Source organism: Allorhizobium ampelinum S4, assembly GCF_000016285.1.
Classification (GTDB): domain Bacteria; phylum Pseudomonadota; class Alphaproteobacteria; order Rhizobiales; family Rhizobiaceae; genus Allorhizobium; species Allorhizobium ampelinum.
Window position 1 is genome coordinate 70,622 of record NC_011988.1, and the last position, 14,325, is coordinate 84,946.

Sequence of the window (14,325 nt, forward strand, 5' to 3'; positions counted from 1 at the left end):
GGGTGTGATGATCCGGTATCGCACACAAAAGCCGGATCAGGGCGCGCTCCCGAACAACCCTTCCCATGATTGGCGACACAATAACGAGAGGTATCCTATGTTGAACCAAGCACGAGCCTCCGCTGAGCATCTCAGCCCTCACGACCAGGCGGAATTTCGCCGCGCGCTGGGTCACTATCCTACCGGCGTGTGCATTGTGACTGCGCACCATGACAATAAGCCGATTGGCATGACAATTGGCTCATTCACGTCGGTGTCATTGGACCCACCGCTTGTTGGTTTCTTACCTGCGCATAGCTCGCAAACCTGGCCGTTGATCGCGAAAGCTGGCGCATTCTGCGTGAATATTCTGGCCGATGATCAATCCGATCTTCCAGGGCGGTTTGCGAAACGGGATGCCGATCGCTTTCAGGATATTGCGCACAGCCGTTCCAGCCTTGATCTGCCGGTATTCGACGGCGTTGTCGCCTGGATCGATTGCACCCTGCATAGCGCGCATGAGGCGGGAGATCACCTCTTCGTCATGGGCAATGTGCTCACACTGAGTGTGGTCCGGGATCGCCCGCCCTTGTTGTTCTGCCGTGGTGCTTTCGGTGGTTTTGTTGCCGGAACCTGATGTGAAAAGCCTGGCACTTGATGTGAAATAGAAGGAACGAAAATGACCTATTTAATTCGGCAGATGGGACATGTTGTGATCTCCTCGCCTGATCCGCTTGGTGCGGCCAAAGATATTTGTGATGTGGTTGGCCTTCGTATCACGGAGCAGGACGGCGATACGGTCTATCTCTCCAGCAACGACCGCCATCACGAACTCACCTACATCAAGGGCGATGGCAAGGCCGTGGCCTGCGGCCTGGAAGCCGTCAGCGCCGACGCCGTGGACGAGGTCAAGCGTCGCGCTCTGTCCGACGGGCTGACCGTTCTCGACGATAAGCCGCTTGGAAAGCACTACGACAAGGCCGTGCGGATCGTCGCTCCAGGGGGGGCGATTTTCGAGGTGCATACGCCAATCGCCCGTAACCAGCCACGTCGGTATAACTATTCGACGCCCGGCGCCAGACCCCGCCGGATCGAGCATATCAACGCATTCGCGCCCGATACTCATGCCTTCGGCGAGTTCTGCGCAAAGGTGCTGGGTATGAAGCTCTCGGACATGACGGGCGAAGACGGTTTGCGGTGGTACCGCGCCGAAGACGGTTTCCATCACACGATCGCGATGGGGCCGGGTGAAAGCGGGCTGCACCATTATGCCTTTGACCTTCACTCGCTTGAGGATCTCGCAGCCATTGCTGACAATCTCACCCTCAAGGACCGGGCGATGGTTTGGGGTCCGGGCCGTCACGGGGCCGGAGGCAATATCTTCACCTATTATGCCGACCCGCATGGTTGCCTGGTGGAAAATTCCATCGAGCTTGACCGCATCGACAATGACGCGACCTACGAGCCACGGACCTGGGATATCTCGGAGGGTCTGGCAGGACGCTGGCTCAATCTCTGGGGCACGCCTCCCACACCCGGCTTCCTGCGTCCCGGCATAGCCTTTGATCCTAAGGTCTGATCGGGCAGCGCGAGGGACGATTGATTGGCAGGCGTGGTCGGGAAAGAAGAGGCCTATACGTTTTGCGGTTACCCGGCTCGGCGATGGATTTTCTTGAGGCTTGTGTTGAGGAACACGGTATCCGAGAGACGACCTATCATCATGCTGTGACTTAATATTGCTGCTGACAATGCTGGTCCGGAAACCTCGGATAGCAGCTTTTGGGTAAACCCTTCCCCGCTATTCGGGGAGGGGTGGCGGATCGACCAGCTCAGCGGTCGATCCGACCGAGGAGAAGCGTGCGCTGGGAGGCCGCACGCCACATTTAAATGAAGAGGAGGAGGAAGCCTTGAAACAGGCAACGATGACGCATGCCGTCGCTAATCCTGGGACGAATAGTCACTTCGACAACAATCGCCATGCTGAAGAACTGGGCGGAACCTTGTGTTCGACCGTTATTCGCTACCGAGCTAAAGGCGCCGCGCTTTTGTCAGACGTTCACCGGATGAAACAGCCGAAGCCATGGTAACCCAGACCGCTGCGCTGGTGTTGGTCGAAAGGACGGCCAATCTTTCGGCATCCTCTGTCTCATCTTTCATACGCAGCGTTGCGATCATTGTTTCGATGATGTCGATCCCAGCACTTGCGGGCGATCGGCGTCGGATCAGCATAGCCGTCATCGCTTCATAAGGACCATACGGGAGGTGGTCCTGATCGACTTATCAGTCTGCGTCACCGCTTTGTCGGAGGCTTCACCGCAGCACAGTCGCAATGAGGAGCAGTCAATCAAACCAAATGCAACGGAGTGAGCAGGTTCGATTCTTAGGGGAGGATAATAATGCGAATTCTATACATGATCACTATACCGTTGCTGTTTGCGACGGCTGCTCCAGCTTTTGCCATCGATCCGGAGATCGGTACGCAAGAACCACCTTTTCTGGATGGCCCACCGCCAGTCTATTCCGGCCCGCTCGCAGAAGCCGGACGGTGGCTTCATGAGAATGGGGTCGATCTTCGAATTGACTATATCAACATCGCTCAGAGCGCTTCTGCCTATGGCTTCAGAAAAGTCGGCTATGGATCGTTCCTCGTCGATCTGACCGGTAATATTACGCCTGATCTAAGGATCAGGCTCACTGAAGCGATCAATTTGCCAAACAACAATGTCACCGGCAACCTGACTGCCTTTCTTCCGCCGGTCACCGGCAATACCGACACAGCTCTTGCCCGCTTTTCAGTGGAAGCAGACTTTTTAGATGACCGCTTGACCATAGAAGCGGGCCGCATTGGACTGGCTCGTGACTTCTCGATCAGGGGCTATTGCAGTGGCATCAGTTGTATCAACGCAACCCAGGGCAAGAGCCTGAACCTTCCGGACGATGTGCGTTCCGTTTGGGGTGCGCGGGCAGCCTATAAGCTCACGGCAAACACGACGTTAGGGTTCGGTTTGATCGAGGATAATCCGGACAACTGGCAGAATGGCGACGGCTGGACTTGGGGATCTGGAGACGCCGAAGGCTATATCGCCGCTGCCAACGTTCGTCATATCGAAACCTTTATGGACAGTGACAAGCCGTTTAAACTTGAAGCCGGAGCCTATTTCCGGTCCACGCCCTATGAGGACACGCTTTACAACAGTGGATGGGGGAACCCGACATACGGCGCGAATACCAAGATCGTCACGCATGACAGCGGAACGACCGCAATGTATGCGCATGCACGCAAGGTGGTTTGGAGCAGGTCTTCGGATAGTTTCAATCCGGAAAACATCGCGTTCTATGGCGGTATCCTACATTACTTCGGTGAAGGTCACGACTATCCATGGGAGGCCTATGTAGGCGTAGAATATTCGGGGTTCTGGCAAGCCAATCCGCTGGCGAGTATCGGTGCCTCTGCTCACTATATTCGCATCAGCGAGGAGCGAGCCGAGTACGAGCGCAATGCCCGGCGGTTCTTCTCCGGCGTCGATCAGAGGCAGTCACAAGACATGTTCATGTTTGACGTGCATGGAAGCACAGGCCTTTTTGGCAATGGCATTCTCGATTTTGGCGCGGCCTATATCGTTAATCCGAACTCTGCTTTCGCTGATTTTTCTACCTCAAGACAGAAGGATGGTGTCGTTATTTATGCGGCGCTCGCATTCGACTTGAGTACCGTCCTTGGGCTTTCTCCTCGGAGAGGACCCTAAGCAAAGTCAGGGAACAGTTTTAACCTTTTTGCTTGACGAGGCGATAAAAAATATATTTTTTAGAATAAAATATTTATAATGGGAAGGGAGGTTCCTATGACTTATATGATTTACCCCCAACTAGTGTAATGCCACCCGCATTTTGCCAGCGCGGATTGCGGAGACGTGTAGCCAGTTATCAGAGGCCAGTTGGATGGTTACGTCACCATTCAGAGGCATCTGTCATATGTGATGGGAGATCGATTTATGGGGTTCAAATTCAATCAGGAGTTCCGCTATCGGATGCCCACGGTATTCGGGCCGGCCGTAGGTCCCCGCCAAAAGCCGGGCGGCGGCATGTGGGCGCTGGAAGAAACCGGTACGATGAATGCCGAATGGATGGCTATTACCTATCGCACCAGTGCGGATAAGTTAGAGGCGCTTCTGCCTCCGGGGATGAGCTTGCGCGGTGAGCCGCTCATCAGTGTCTCCTGTGCCTGGTTCAAGAATCTTTATTGGCTGGCGGGGCGTGGCTACGGCATTTTGTCGATTGATTTCCCCGTAACCTATCAAGGCAAAACCGAGCGATTGGAAGGGTCTTTCTGCCCGGTTATCTGGGAGGGCGCTCCCGATGCGATCCTGACTGGGCGGGATGAAATGGGCTTTCCAAAACTGTTTTGCGACATGCCGGAAATCACCTGGGATAAGGAAAAAGCCACGGCATCCTGCGAAGCGTCCTGGTTCGGCTTTAAATTTTTCGACATTGCTCTTGGTGAAATGGAAGAGGATGACGCCCCGCCAAGCCTGCCTGGTTCCGGGGGTGGAGCGGCCATGTACTATAAATATGTCCCTCGGACGAACCCGTTTCAGGGTGGAGGAGCAGACGTCGCTTATATCACGACGCCAGCTCCACCGCCGGGGGCGGGCAAGCCGGATGCCATCAATTTCGACGGATACGAGTTCAAGCGCTGGCGGGCCAAGGGCAGCTTCAACTGGCACAAGGCAACGTTTGAACAGCTCCCGACAACCTTTCATATCGTCAACGCCGTGGCAGATATGCCGTGTTTTGAAATCGTCAAAACCGAAATGGTGGCCTTCTCAGGTCCGGGAATTGGCGTTTCGGTCAATAGCATTCGTCCCGTAGAGCCGGGTGATCAGGAATAAGGATAATAGAATGAAACTGGCAAGATTTATTGTCGAGGGAAAGCCTCGGCTCGGTAAAGTCGTGGGCTCTGAAATCATTGATCTGAGTTCCGTGGCTCGTGAATGCGGAAGCTCAATGAAGGCGCTGATTGAGCGGTTGGATGAATTGAGACCGGCTTTGGAAGCGCTTGATAGCCCTTCTTTTGTGCTGGCTGATGTTCAGCTTGCTGCACCAATCACGGATCCCAGGAAGTTTCTCGCCATCGGAATGAATTACAGGGCCCATGCCGAGGAAGCGGCGGCTGCAGGAATACCGACGCCAAAGTCACAATTGTGGTTCAACAAACAGGTCACTTGCATCAATGGACCCTATGACGACGTGGTGCTGCCCAGCGTGTCCGAAAAGGTCGATTACGAAGCTGAACTGGGTTTCATCATTGGCAAGCGGTGCCGTCATGTGAAGCGCGAAGACGCGCAATCGGTGATCGCCGGGTATTTCGTTGCCAATGATGTCACCGCCAGAGACTGGCAGTTCCGTTCACCGACCTATACGCTCGGCAAGAGCTTTGATACCCACGGCCCCATCGGCCCCTGGATCACGACGGCGGATGAAGTTCCGGATCCGCACAATTTGACGCTATCCCTCTCTCTGAATGGCGAGGAAAGACAGCGCACGTCTACGGGCGATATGATCTACGATATCTGGGATCAGATTTCCTATCTCTCAACCGTTATGACTCTCGAGCCGGGTGACATCATCATAACCGGAACACCGTCCAATGTCGGGATTGCAACCGATACCTTCATGAAGCCGGGCGACGTCGTTCGCGTCGAAGTAAACGGGCTGGGTTCAATCGAAAACCGGTTCGTTGCCGAAGAGCGATAATCCATCAACGTTGATCGGCAGATAGCCGATTGAGTTCCTCCTGCTTTTAGGGTCTGTCTGGTTCAACCTGAACCGGCCAGACCCTTGCAACCGCACGACCCTATGTTAGCTGAGAAAGCAGGCCCTCTCTCCTCAAGCCCTGAATTCCTCCTGCGAAAACTACATACCGCCAGCCGACGCTCCCCCGTTGCTGTGGGCAGCACACCATGCGGCAATCTTTCCAGCAAGGGCAGTCCTGTGTCGTGCTCCAGACTGATGATCTGCCAGTTGATCACCGAGGCGGACATATTCAGTTTTTAAGCGGCTTCCCGGAAAGAACCAGCGAGGGCGAAGGCATCCAGCAGGATTACGGAAGAGGAGATGAGTTGCATTTGGCGGCCCACCGTTTCATTTTCTCGAACGATAAAGCCGGAAAACTATGCTTGTCATTCGACTTTTCATCGCGCACCTTCAAGCCGATTTTGCAAGGAGTATGACAATGACATTCTCGCCCGTGACCGGTCTCGATCACGAATACTTCCTTCGTCTCAGCTTCAAGGTCGCGCTGAGGGCCCAGGAAACGGGCAACCATCCCTTCGGTGCTATTCTGGTCGGGCCGGATGGCGAAGTGCTGATGGAACAGGAAAACGCCTATAACCCGACGCGCGACATGACGGGGCATGCAGAACGAGTTCTGATGACCCGCGCCTCGCAAGCCTACACGCCCGAACGTCTGAATCAATGCACCATGTACACGTCAGCCGAGCCTTGTGCCATGTGTGCCGGTGCGGCCTATTGGGCTGGGATTGGGCGGGTGGTTTTTGGCTTGAGCGAGAGCCAATTGAAGGCGATGACAGGCAATCATCCTGAAAATCCGACACTCGACCTGCCATGCCGTGTGGTTTTCGAGGCGGGCCAACGCAGCGTTGAGGTTATCGGCCCTTTGCTGAGCGAGGAAGCCGCCAAATTGCATGACAATGCCTGGCGTTGATGGTGGGGATCTGTCTGGGGTTTACGTTGATGTGGGAACTGGCGATCCGGCTTGTGAAAGTGAATGACTGACGTTGCTTCCCGGTTTTGAAAAGAGGCCTTCAAAGGGGCCGTCTAGACGCAAAAGGAGATCACTCGTCTTGCGGAGATGCGCTTCAAGCCGGGAACATGCGAGTTCTGTGTCGCGCGCCAGGACGGCTTCAGCGATTTCAGCATGCTCAATGTCAACGTGACGGGGCTCTTTCATGAATGGGACCGCCATGCGTCTATATCGCTCGACCTGCCAGAACATGGAGTCGCGAAGCTTCAGCCACCAGCGACTATCGCATGCGAGAACCAAGGCATCATGGAATGCCGCATGAAGTTCAGTCCAGGCAGGACTAACGGTATTGCTGCCATCAGGATCAGACATCGAGGTATGGTGCAGTTGATGGCTGATGTCTTTGATATGACCTTCCCAGGCCAAAGACCCCTTGGCTATCGATCGGCGAAGGCAGCGAAGTTCGATTTCTATCCGTACCTCGGTCAAATCCTGTAAATCTTCGATCGAGATCGGGGTAACATGAAATCCGCGCTGAGCCTCTGCGACAACCAGACCATCTGATGTCAGACGCGCCAAAGCCTCTCGCACCGCCCCTGGGCTGACGCCAAGTTGCCGGCACAAAGTATCGATCTTGAGCTTCGACCCAGGGATAAAGCGGCCGTTGAGCAAGTCGTGGCGCAGAACCTCATAGGTTTCGAGGGTGCGGGATCGTACTGTCATCGCAACACTTCTATCTTATTTCGGTGAAAATATATTTTTCGAGGTTCTGTATATACAGAGCTAAAAGCACGCACAATCCGGAGGCCTTCATTGGTTTTTCTGATTCAGACATCTTTTTGTTTGTCACGAATTTGGTTGACCGCACGTTTCTGACCGAAACGACACTCAGCCAAACACGCTGAAGCTCCTCGCTAGACCGGTTCCGCCTTTTTGCCGGTTTGCTCGGTCCGTTGGGGCAATGCGGCTTTTTGTTTTGAGTTCGTGCATCACTGCTAACAGGCATTGACAGACTGCGATGTTCCGATAGTCTTTAATTATGATCTGTATTGCGTAATTATAGAATAATAAATGGGGAACGTCATGAAATCTAAATTGGGATTGCTGGCAAAGCTGGCATTTGCACTTTTACCAGGGCTCGCACTTCTGCCGGGGCATGGTCTCGCGCAGGACAAGGGCGGGGTCATCAACGTCGCAACCATCGGTGAGCCGCCAACACTGGACCCGATGGCGTCAACTGCTGATCTGGTCGGTATGACCACACAGCATATTTTCGAGACCTTGTTTACGTTCGACGACAAATGGAATGTCATTCCGCTGTTGGCTGAGGCCATGCCCACGATTACCGATGAGGGCAAAACCTACGACATCACCTTGCGCTCGGGCGTGAAGTTTCATGATGGCTCGGTGATGACATCCGCTGACGTGGTGGCCTCGATTGAGCGTTGGCTTGCAACCGCATCACGCGGCAAACAGGTTGTGGCCTATATCGACAAGGTAACAGCTGAGGGCGACAATGCCATTCGCATCACGCTGAAAAAGCCCTATGCGCCGCTGTTGTCGCTGCTGGCGTTCAACAATTCCGCAGCCGTGATTATTCCAAAATCCACCATTGCCGATACTTTGACGAAATTCATCGGCACCGGCCCCTATATGCTGAAAGAGCGCAAGCCAGACCAATATATTCAGCTGGTGCGGTTTGATGGTTATACACCCAGAACCGATGCCGCAAACGGCTTTGGCGGTGCGCGCAAAGCCATTCTGGATGAAATCCGCTTTATTCCCGTGCCGGATGCCAACACGCGGCTTGAGGGCGCTGTCTCCGGTCAGTTTGACTACACGGATTCTCTCGCACCCGAGAGCTATGACCGCCTGAAAGGCTCAAAAGCCTCTGATCCCGTGGTGCTGAAACCCTACGGTGCGCCAGTGTTTGTGATGAACACCAAACAGGGCATCATGACCAGCAAGACCTTGCGTCATGCCGTGCAGGTGGCATTGAACCCGCAGGACATGCTGCTGGCCGCCTTTGGCAACCCGGAATTCTTTGCCGTTGATGGAGCACTTTATCCTGAAGGCTATGCCTGGCACACTAAGGAAGGCATTGCCCGTTACGGCAGTGGCGACCCTGAAGCCGCCGCCAAGTTGATGAAAGAGGCGGGCTATGACGGCAAGCCGGTGCGCATTCTCACCAGCCGACAGTATGAGTTTCATTACAAAATGGCGCAGGTGGCAGCGGAATATCTGAAAGCCGCTGGCTTCAAGGTTGATCTGCAAATCTATGACTGGGCAACCCTGACAACGCGCCGTGCTGATCCGGCCCTTTGGGATATTTTCATCACCCACGGCCCCTTCCCGCCAGAGCCTGTGCTGAACGGCTGGATGTCGGACAGTTATCCCGGTTGGTGGTCAACGCCAGAAAAGACCAAGGCGATTGAGCCATTCATTGCAGAATCTGATCCCGCCAAGCGCCAGAAGCTTTTCACGGAGATTCAGAAGACCTTCTATGAGGATGCGCCTGTGTTCAAGGTGGGTGATTTCAATGCGCTCTCGGCCAAGGCCAAGACGCTTGAGGGCTTTCATCCATCGCCATGGCCTTACTTCTGGAATGTCAGCTCCAAAAAGTAAGCTGGTTCTTACCTTCAAAGTGAAGAAACATATCATGTCGAGATCTTTTCCTCCTGATTTTCTCTGGGGCGTGGCGGCCTCTGCCTTTCAAACGGAAGGTGCTGTCCATGCCGATGGGCGCGGACCCAGCGTGTGGGATGTTTACAGCCACACACCGGGCCGCACCACCAATGGCGATACGGCCGATATCGCCTGTGACCACTACCACCGCTACCCGGAAGACATCGCGCTGATGCGCGGGCTTGGGGTGAAGGCCTATCGGCTTTCCACCGCATGGCCACGCATTTTCCCAAGCGGCAGCGGGCAGGTGAATCAACGGGGATTGGATTTCTACGACCGGGTGATCGATCTGGCCTTGCATGAGGGGATTGAGCCGTGGATTTGCCTGCATCATTGGGACATGCCCGTCGCCGTTGAAGACAACGGCGGCTGGCGCAATCGTGATACGGCCAAGATTTTCGCCGATTACGCCGCCGTTATCACCAGGCATTTTGGTGATCGGGTCAAACGCTTTGCGCCGATCAATGAGCCAAATGTGATTCCGTGGGTGGCCTATAATGTCGGGCGTCACGCGCCCGGCAAGCAGGATTATCCTTCCAGCCTTCAGGCCATTCATACGCTTAATCTCGCCCATGGTTACACCGTGTCTGCGGTGCGGGCAGAAGCACCACAAGCCGAGGTGGGCAACATCGTCTCCCTTGGCCCCGTGCGCCCACATTATGACGATGCCGCCCACGAAGAAGCACGGATTCTCGGCGATTGCCTCTGGCGCAGGGTCACGGTTGATCCGCTCTGGCTCGGCACCTACCCGGAGCCGATTGCGGATGCCATGCAGCCCTTCATTCAACCGGGGGACATGGAGGCCATCTCGCAAAAAATGGATTTCTTCGGCCTCAATCATTACAATCCGGTGTTTGTTGGCCCGAATGAAAACACCACTTTTGGCGTATCGGAAACCGCACCCCCGACAGGCATGGGACCACTCACCGATGTCAATTGGGTGGTTGATCCGGCAGCCTTTCTGGAACAGATCCGCGATACCAGCGCCCGCTATGGCAAGCCAACCATTTACATCACCGAAAACGGCGCCTCCTACCCGGATGCGCTTGGCCCAGACCGGAAGGTGATCGACAACGACCGCATCGCCTATTTCAATGGCTATCTGAATGCGCTGTTGGATGCGCTGGATGAGGGCCATGACATCAGAGGCTATTTCGCCTGGTCGCTGATGGATAATTTCGAATGGGGCCGTGGCTATTCCAAGCGGTTCGGCTTGGTTTACGTCGATTATCCCACCCTGCAACGCATTCCCAAACAGTCCTATCATTGGCTCAGCGGTGTGATTGCCGCCAATGCCCTATAAATCCAAGCGACGAGAGGGCAGATCATGATCAGCTATATCGTCAAGCGCCTGCTTGGCATGATTGTGGTGATGTTTCTGGTGGTGACCATTGTGTTCATCATCGTGCGCGTCACCCCCGGTGATCCCGCAGCCGTCATGCTGGGGCCGGATGCGTCAGCGCAAGATGTTGCCGATCTGCGCTCCAAGCTGGGGCTGGATCAATCGCTGATCTCGCAATACGTATTTTATATCGGGGCCTTGTTGACGGGTGATCTGGGCCGTTCGATCTTTCTCGATATGCCGGTGGGTGCTGCCCTGTTGCAACGGGCCGAGCCAACCTTTTTCCTCACGCTATTTGCACTGCTGATTGCCTGCCTGCTGGCGCTTCCCATTGGTATTTATGCCGCCTATCGGCGCGGCTCATGGCTCGATCAAGCGGTGACGGCCATTGCCATGCTGGCGGCCAGCATTCCCAGCTTCTGGCTTGGCTTGATCCTCATGCAGTTCTTTGCCGTCAAGCTGCAACTGTTTCCCGTCTCCGGTTATGGCGGACCGGGAACAAGTTTTCTGGAACGGATGTACCATCTGGCTTTGCCCGCCATCGCGCTGGGTCTGGTCTCATCATCCCTGATCCTGCGCTTTACCCGCGCCTCTATGCTGGATGTGCTGGGCGATGATTTTGTGCGCACCGCCCGCGCCAAAGGCCTGCAAGAGCGGCATGTGGTGCTGCGCCATGCGCTGAAGAATGCTTTGATCCCGATCCTCACCGTGGTGGGGCTGACGGCAGCGGTGCTGATTTCGGGAGCCGTTGTCACCGAGACAGTGTTTGGCCTGCCCGGCATTGGCAGCCTCGTGGTCTCTGCTGTTTTGCGCCGGGATTATCCGGTTATTCAAGGGGCCTTGCTGGTGATTGCCGGTCTCTATGTGCTGGTGAATTTCGCCATCGATATGCTCTATCTGCTGATTGATCCGAGGGTGCGTTACTGATGACCCAACCCATATCCTTAGAGATCACGCCCCCGCCGCAATCAGAAACCCTGCGCTTTCTGCGCCGCCTTTTGCGCCGCAAGACGGTGGCGATTGGCCTGTGCATTCTCACCATCTTCGTGCTGCTGGCGGTGTTGGCACCGTGGATTGCCCCTTATTCGCCCTACAAACTTTCGATCATGAACCGGATAAAACCGCCGAGCGGAACCTATTGGTTTGGCACGGATGAGTTTGGACGCGATGTGTTTTCGCGCACGATTTATGCGGGACGGCTGTCTTTGCTGGTTGGCGCCTCAGTCGTGGCGCTGTCATCGCTGATTGGCGTCACGCTTGGACTTCTCGCAGGCTTTTTTCATCGGCTGGATACGCCGATTGCCCGGTTGATCGACGCGATGATGGCCTTTCCCGATATTCTTCTGGCCATCGCATTGGTAGCGGCCCTTGGGCCATCGCTCACCACCGTGATCATCGCGCTTTCAGTGGTTTATGCGCCCCGATTGGCCCGCATTGTGCGAGCCTCAACGCTGGTGATCCGCGAGCTACCCTATATCGAAGCGGCCCGTGCGCTTGGTATTTCCACCACACACATCATGGTGCGGCATGTGCTGCGCAATCTGATGTCGCCCATTCTGGTGCAGGCTACGTTTTTGTTCGCCAGCGCCATGCTGGCCGAAGCGGGCCTGTCGTTTCTGGGCGTTGGCGTCAGCCCGGAAATTCCCACCTGGGGCACCATGATTGCGGCTGGTCGGCAATATGTCGATCAGGCCGATTGGATGACGCTGTTTCCCGGCTTTGCCATCATTCTCTCTGTGATGTCGCTTCAGATCGTCGGAGACGGTTTGCGTGACATGCTCGACCCAAGACTGCAAAAGGATATTTGACCATGCTGTCTCCGCACCAAGCCCAGACACCATTGCTTTTGAAAAACCTCCGCCCTCTGGCCTTTGGCGAGGCAACACCGCCGCAGGCCATCGATATTTTGATTGGCGCGGATGGCAAGATCATCAAGGTCGGACAAAACATCGCCCTGACAGAAGAGGCCGAAGTCATTGATGGCAAAGGGGCCTGGATTTCGCCCGGCTGGGTCGATCTGCATGTGCATATCTGGCATGGCGGCACGGATATTTCCATTCGCCCATCGGAATGCGGGGCCGAACGCGGCGTGACCACGCTGGTCGATGCAGGCTCCGCCGGAGAGGCCAATTTCCACGGTTTTCGCGAGTATATCATTGAGCCATCGCGGGAGCGGATCAAGGCATTTTTGAACCTTGGCTCCATTGGTCTGGTGGCCTGCAACCGCGTGCCGGAACTGCGCGACATCAAGGATATCGATCTCGACCGCATTCTGGAATGCTACGCGGACAACAGCGAGCATATCGTGGGCCTGAAAGTGCGGGCCAGCCACGTCATCACCGGATCATGGGGCGTAACCCCGGTCAAACTCGGCAAGAAAATCGCCAAAATCCTGAAAATTCCGATGATGGTGCATGTTGGCGAACCGCCAGCGCTCTATGACGAAGTGCTGGAAATCCTCGGCCCCGGCGATGTCGTGACCCACTGCTTCAACGGCAAGGCCGGGTCCAGCATCATGGAAGACGAAGACCTTTATAACCTCGCCGAGCGCTGCGCTGGCGAAGGAATCCGGCTGGATATCGGCCATGGCGGTGCCTCCTTCTCGTTCAAAGTGGCAGAAGCGGCCATCAAACGGGGGCTTTTGCCCTTTTCGATCTCCACCGATCTGCATGGCCATTCGATGAATTTTCCGGTCTGGGATCTGGCCACCACCATGTCCAAACTGCTCTCCGTGGGCATGCCGTTTGAGAAGGTGGTGGAGGCCGTGACCCATGCACCAGCCTCCGTTATCCGCCTGTCGATACAGGATCGGCTGGTGCCGGGAGCGCGGGCCGATTTCACCATTTTCGATCTGGTCGATTCCGATCTCGAAGCCACGGATTCCAACGGCGATGTTGCCCGCCTGACCCAGCTGTTTGAGCCGCGCCATGCCGTGATTGGCCGCGAGGCCATTGCCGCCAGCCGCTACATCCCTCGCGCCCGCAAGCTGGTGCGCCACAGCCATGGGTACTCGTGGCGCTGAAATGCATTCAAAAATTCTAGAACTGGAAACTGCGTGAGCATGACTTCACCCTCCACCGATGCCGGATTGCCAACACCCTATGAGCGGCTTGCCGCTCTGGGCATTGCGCTGCCGCCATCCCCACCGCCAATCGCCAATTTCGTCACCCATGTGCGCGAGGGCAATCTGCTGTTTTTATCCGGTCAGGGACCGCGTGAGGCCGATGGCTTTCTCTATTCCGGCAAGGTCGGCGATGATGTGACGCCGCAAGATGCCTATCGCCACGCCCGCCTCACTGGCATCAACCTGATTGCCGTGATGCATGATGCCTTGGGCGATCTCGCCCGCGTGCGCAAAATTGTCAAAATGCTCGGCATGGTCAATGCAACGCCGGATTTTCGCGATCATCCGCAGGTGATCAATGGCTGTTCAGACCTGTTCATGGAGGTGTTTGGCCAGGCGGGTCAGCACGCCCGCTCAGCGGTTGGTTTTGGTTCGCTTCCCGGAAATATCACCGTGGAAATCGAAGTGATTGTGGCGTTGCACGAATGAGAA

General features: G+C 55.6%; 15 protein-coding genes. 14 read left to right on the plus strand and 1 reads right to left on the minus strand.

The annotated features are described in order from the left end of the window. Positions 1-97: 97 nt before the first annotated feature. The 8 genes from AVI_RS17715 to AVI_RS17750 all read left to right on the plus strand — a co-directional run bounded on the left by AVI_RS17715 (position 98) and on the right by AVI_RS17750 (position 6,703). Positions 98-616: a flavin reductase family protein gene (locus tag AVI_RS17715; protein ID WP_041698416.1), complete on the plus strand. Its 519-nt coding sequence runs from the start codon at positions 98-100 to the stop codon at positions 614-616. A 42-nt stretch (positions 617-658) separates the two neighbouring features. Then, positions 659-1,558, plus strand: a complete 900-nt coding sequence (locus AVI_RS17720) for a VOC family protein (RefSeq protein ID WP_012653509.1) — start codon at positions 659-661, stop codon at positions 1,556-1,558. Positions 1,559-1,886: 328 nt separating this feature from the next. Further along, positions 1,887-2,066, plus strand: coding sequence for a hypothetical protein (locus AVI_RS30625; protein WP_139191576.1), 180 nt, complete (start codon positions 1,887-1,889; stop codon positions 2,064-2,066). A 309-nt stretch (positions 2,067-2,375) separates the two neighbouring features. After that, positions 2,376-3,725, plus strand: coding sequence for a carbohydrate porin (locus tag AVI_RS17730; RefSeq protein WP_012653510.1), 1,350 nt, complete (start codon positions 2,376-2,378; stop codon positions 3,723-3,725). 246 nt (positions 3,726-3,971) lie between these two features. Continuing rightward, complete coding sequence (locus AVI_RS17735) at positions 3,972-4,868, plus strand: acetoacetate decarboxylase family protein (protein ID WP_012653511.1); 897 nt, start codon at positions 3,972-3,974, stop codon at positions 4,866-4,868. A 10-nt stretch (positions 4,869-4,878) separates the two neighbouring features. Then, positions 4,879-5,733 (plus strand): fumarylacetoacetate hydrolase family protein, encoded by an 855-nt coding sequence (locus tag AVI_RS17740; RefSeq protein ID WP_012653512.1) that lies wholly within the window; start codon positions 4,879-4,881, stop codon positions 5,731-5,733. A 206-nt stretch (positions 5,734-5,939) separates the two neighbouring features. Beyond that, complete coding sequence (locus AVI_RS17745) at positions 5,940-6,209, plus strand: hypothetical protein (RefSeq protein ID WP_041698419.1); 270 nt, start codon at positions 5,940-5,942, stop codon at positions 6,207-6,209. A 2-nt stretch (positions 6,210-6,211) separates the two neighbouring features. Continuing rightward, positions 6,212-6,703, plus strand: a complete 492-nt coding sequence (locus tag AVI_RS17750) for a nucleoside deaminase (RefSeq protein ID WP_012653513.1) — start codon at positions 6,212-6,214, stop codon at positions 6,701-6,703. A gap of 21 nt (positions 6,704-6,724) precedes the next feature. Here the strand turns inward: AVI_RS17750 and AVI_RS29705 are convergent, their stop codons facing one another. Further along, positions 6,725-7,465 carry a GntR family transcriptional regulator gene (locus tag AVI_RS29705; protein WP_012653514.1) on the minus strand — a complete coding sequence of 247 codons (741 nt, stop codon included), beginning with the start codon at positions 7,463-7,465 and terminating at the stop codon, positions 6,725-6,727. A 378-nt stretch (positions 7,466-7,843) separates the two neighbouring features. Between AVI_RS29705 and AVI_RS17760 the strand changes: the two genes are divergently transcribed. From AVI_RS17760 to AVI_RS17785, 6 genes are read left to right on the plus strand one after another with little or no spacing between them, the layout of a single operon-like run. Next, a complete protein-coding gene (locus AVI_RS17760; protein WP_417883887.1) occupies positions 7,844-9,367 on the plus strand; it encodes an ABC transporter substrate-binding protein in 1,524 nt (507 codons plus the stop codon). Between the two features lie 34 nt (positions 9,368-9,401). Continuing rightward, the gene (locus AVI_RS17765) at positions 9,402-10,730 is read left to right on the plus strand and encodes a GH1 family beta-glucosidase (RefSeq protein ID WP_041698424.1); all 1,329 of its coding nucleotides are present in this window, start codon (positions 9,402-9,404) and stop codon (positions 10,728-10,730) included. A gap of 24 nt (positions 10,731-10,754) precedes the next feature. Next, on the plus strand, positions 10,755-11,696 hold the full coding sequence (locus AVI_RS17770; RefSeq protein ID WP_012653517.1) for an ABC transporter permease: 942 nt from the start codon (positions 10,755-10,757) through the stop codon (positions 11,694-11,696). Beyond that, positions 11,696-12,577 (plus strand): ABC transporter permease, encoded by an 882-nt coding sequence (locus AVI_RS17775; protein ID WP_012653518.1) that lies wholly within the window; start codon positions 11,696-11,698, stop codon positions 12,575-12,577. Before AVI_RS17770 ends, AVI_RS17775 begins: the two co-directional genes overlap by 1 nt. Before the next feature lie 2 nt (positions 12,578-12,579). Next, positions 12,580-13,791 (plus strand): amidohydrolase/deacetylase family metallohydrolase, encoded by a 1,212-nt coding sequence (locus AVI_RS17780; RefSeq protein ID WP_012653519.1) that lies wholly within the window; start codon positions 12,580-12,582, stop codon positions 13,789-13,791. Between the two features lie 39 nt (positions 13,792-13,830). After that, positions 13,831-14,322 (plus strand): RidA family protein, encoded by a 492-nt coding sequence (locus tag AVI_RS17785; protein ID WP_012653520.1) that lies wholly within the window; start codon positions 13,831-13,833, stop codon positions 14,320-14,322. The last annotated feature ends 3 nt before the right edge of the window (positions 14,323-14,325 follow it).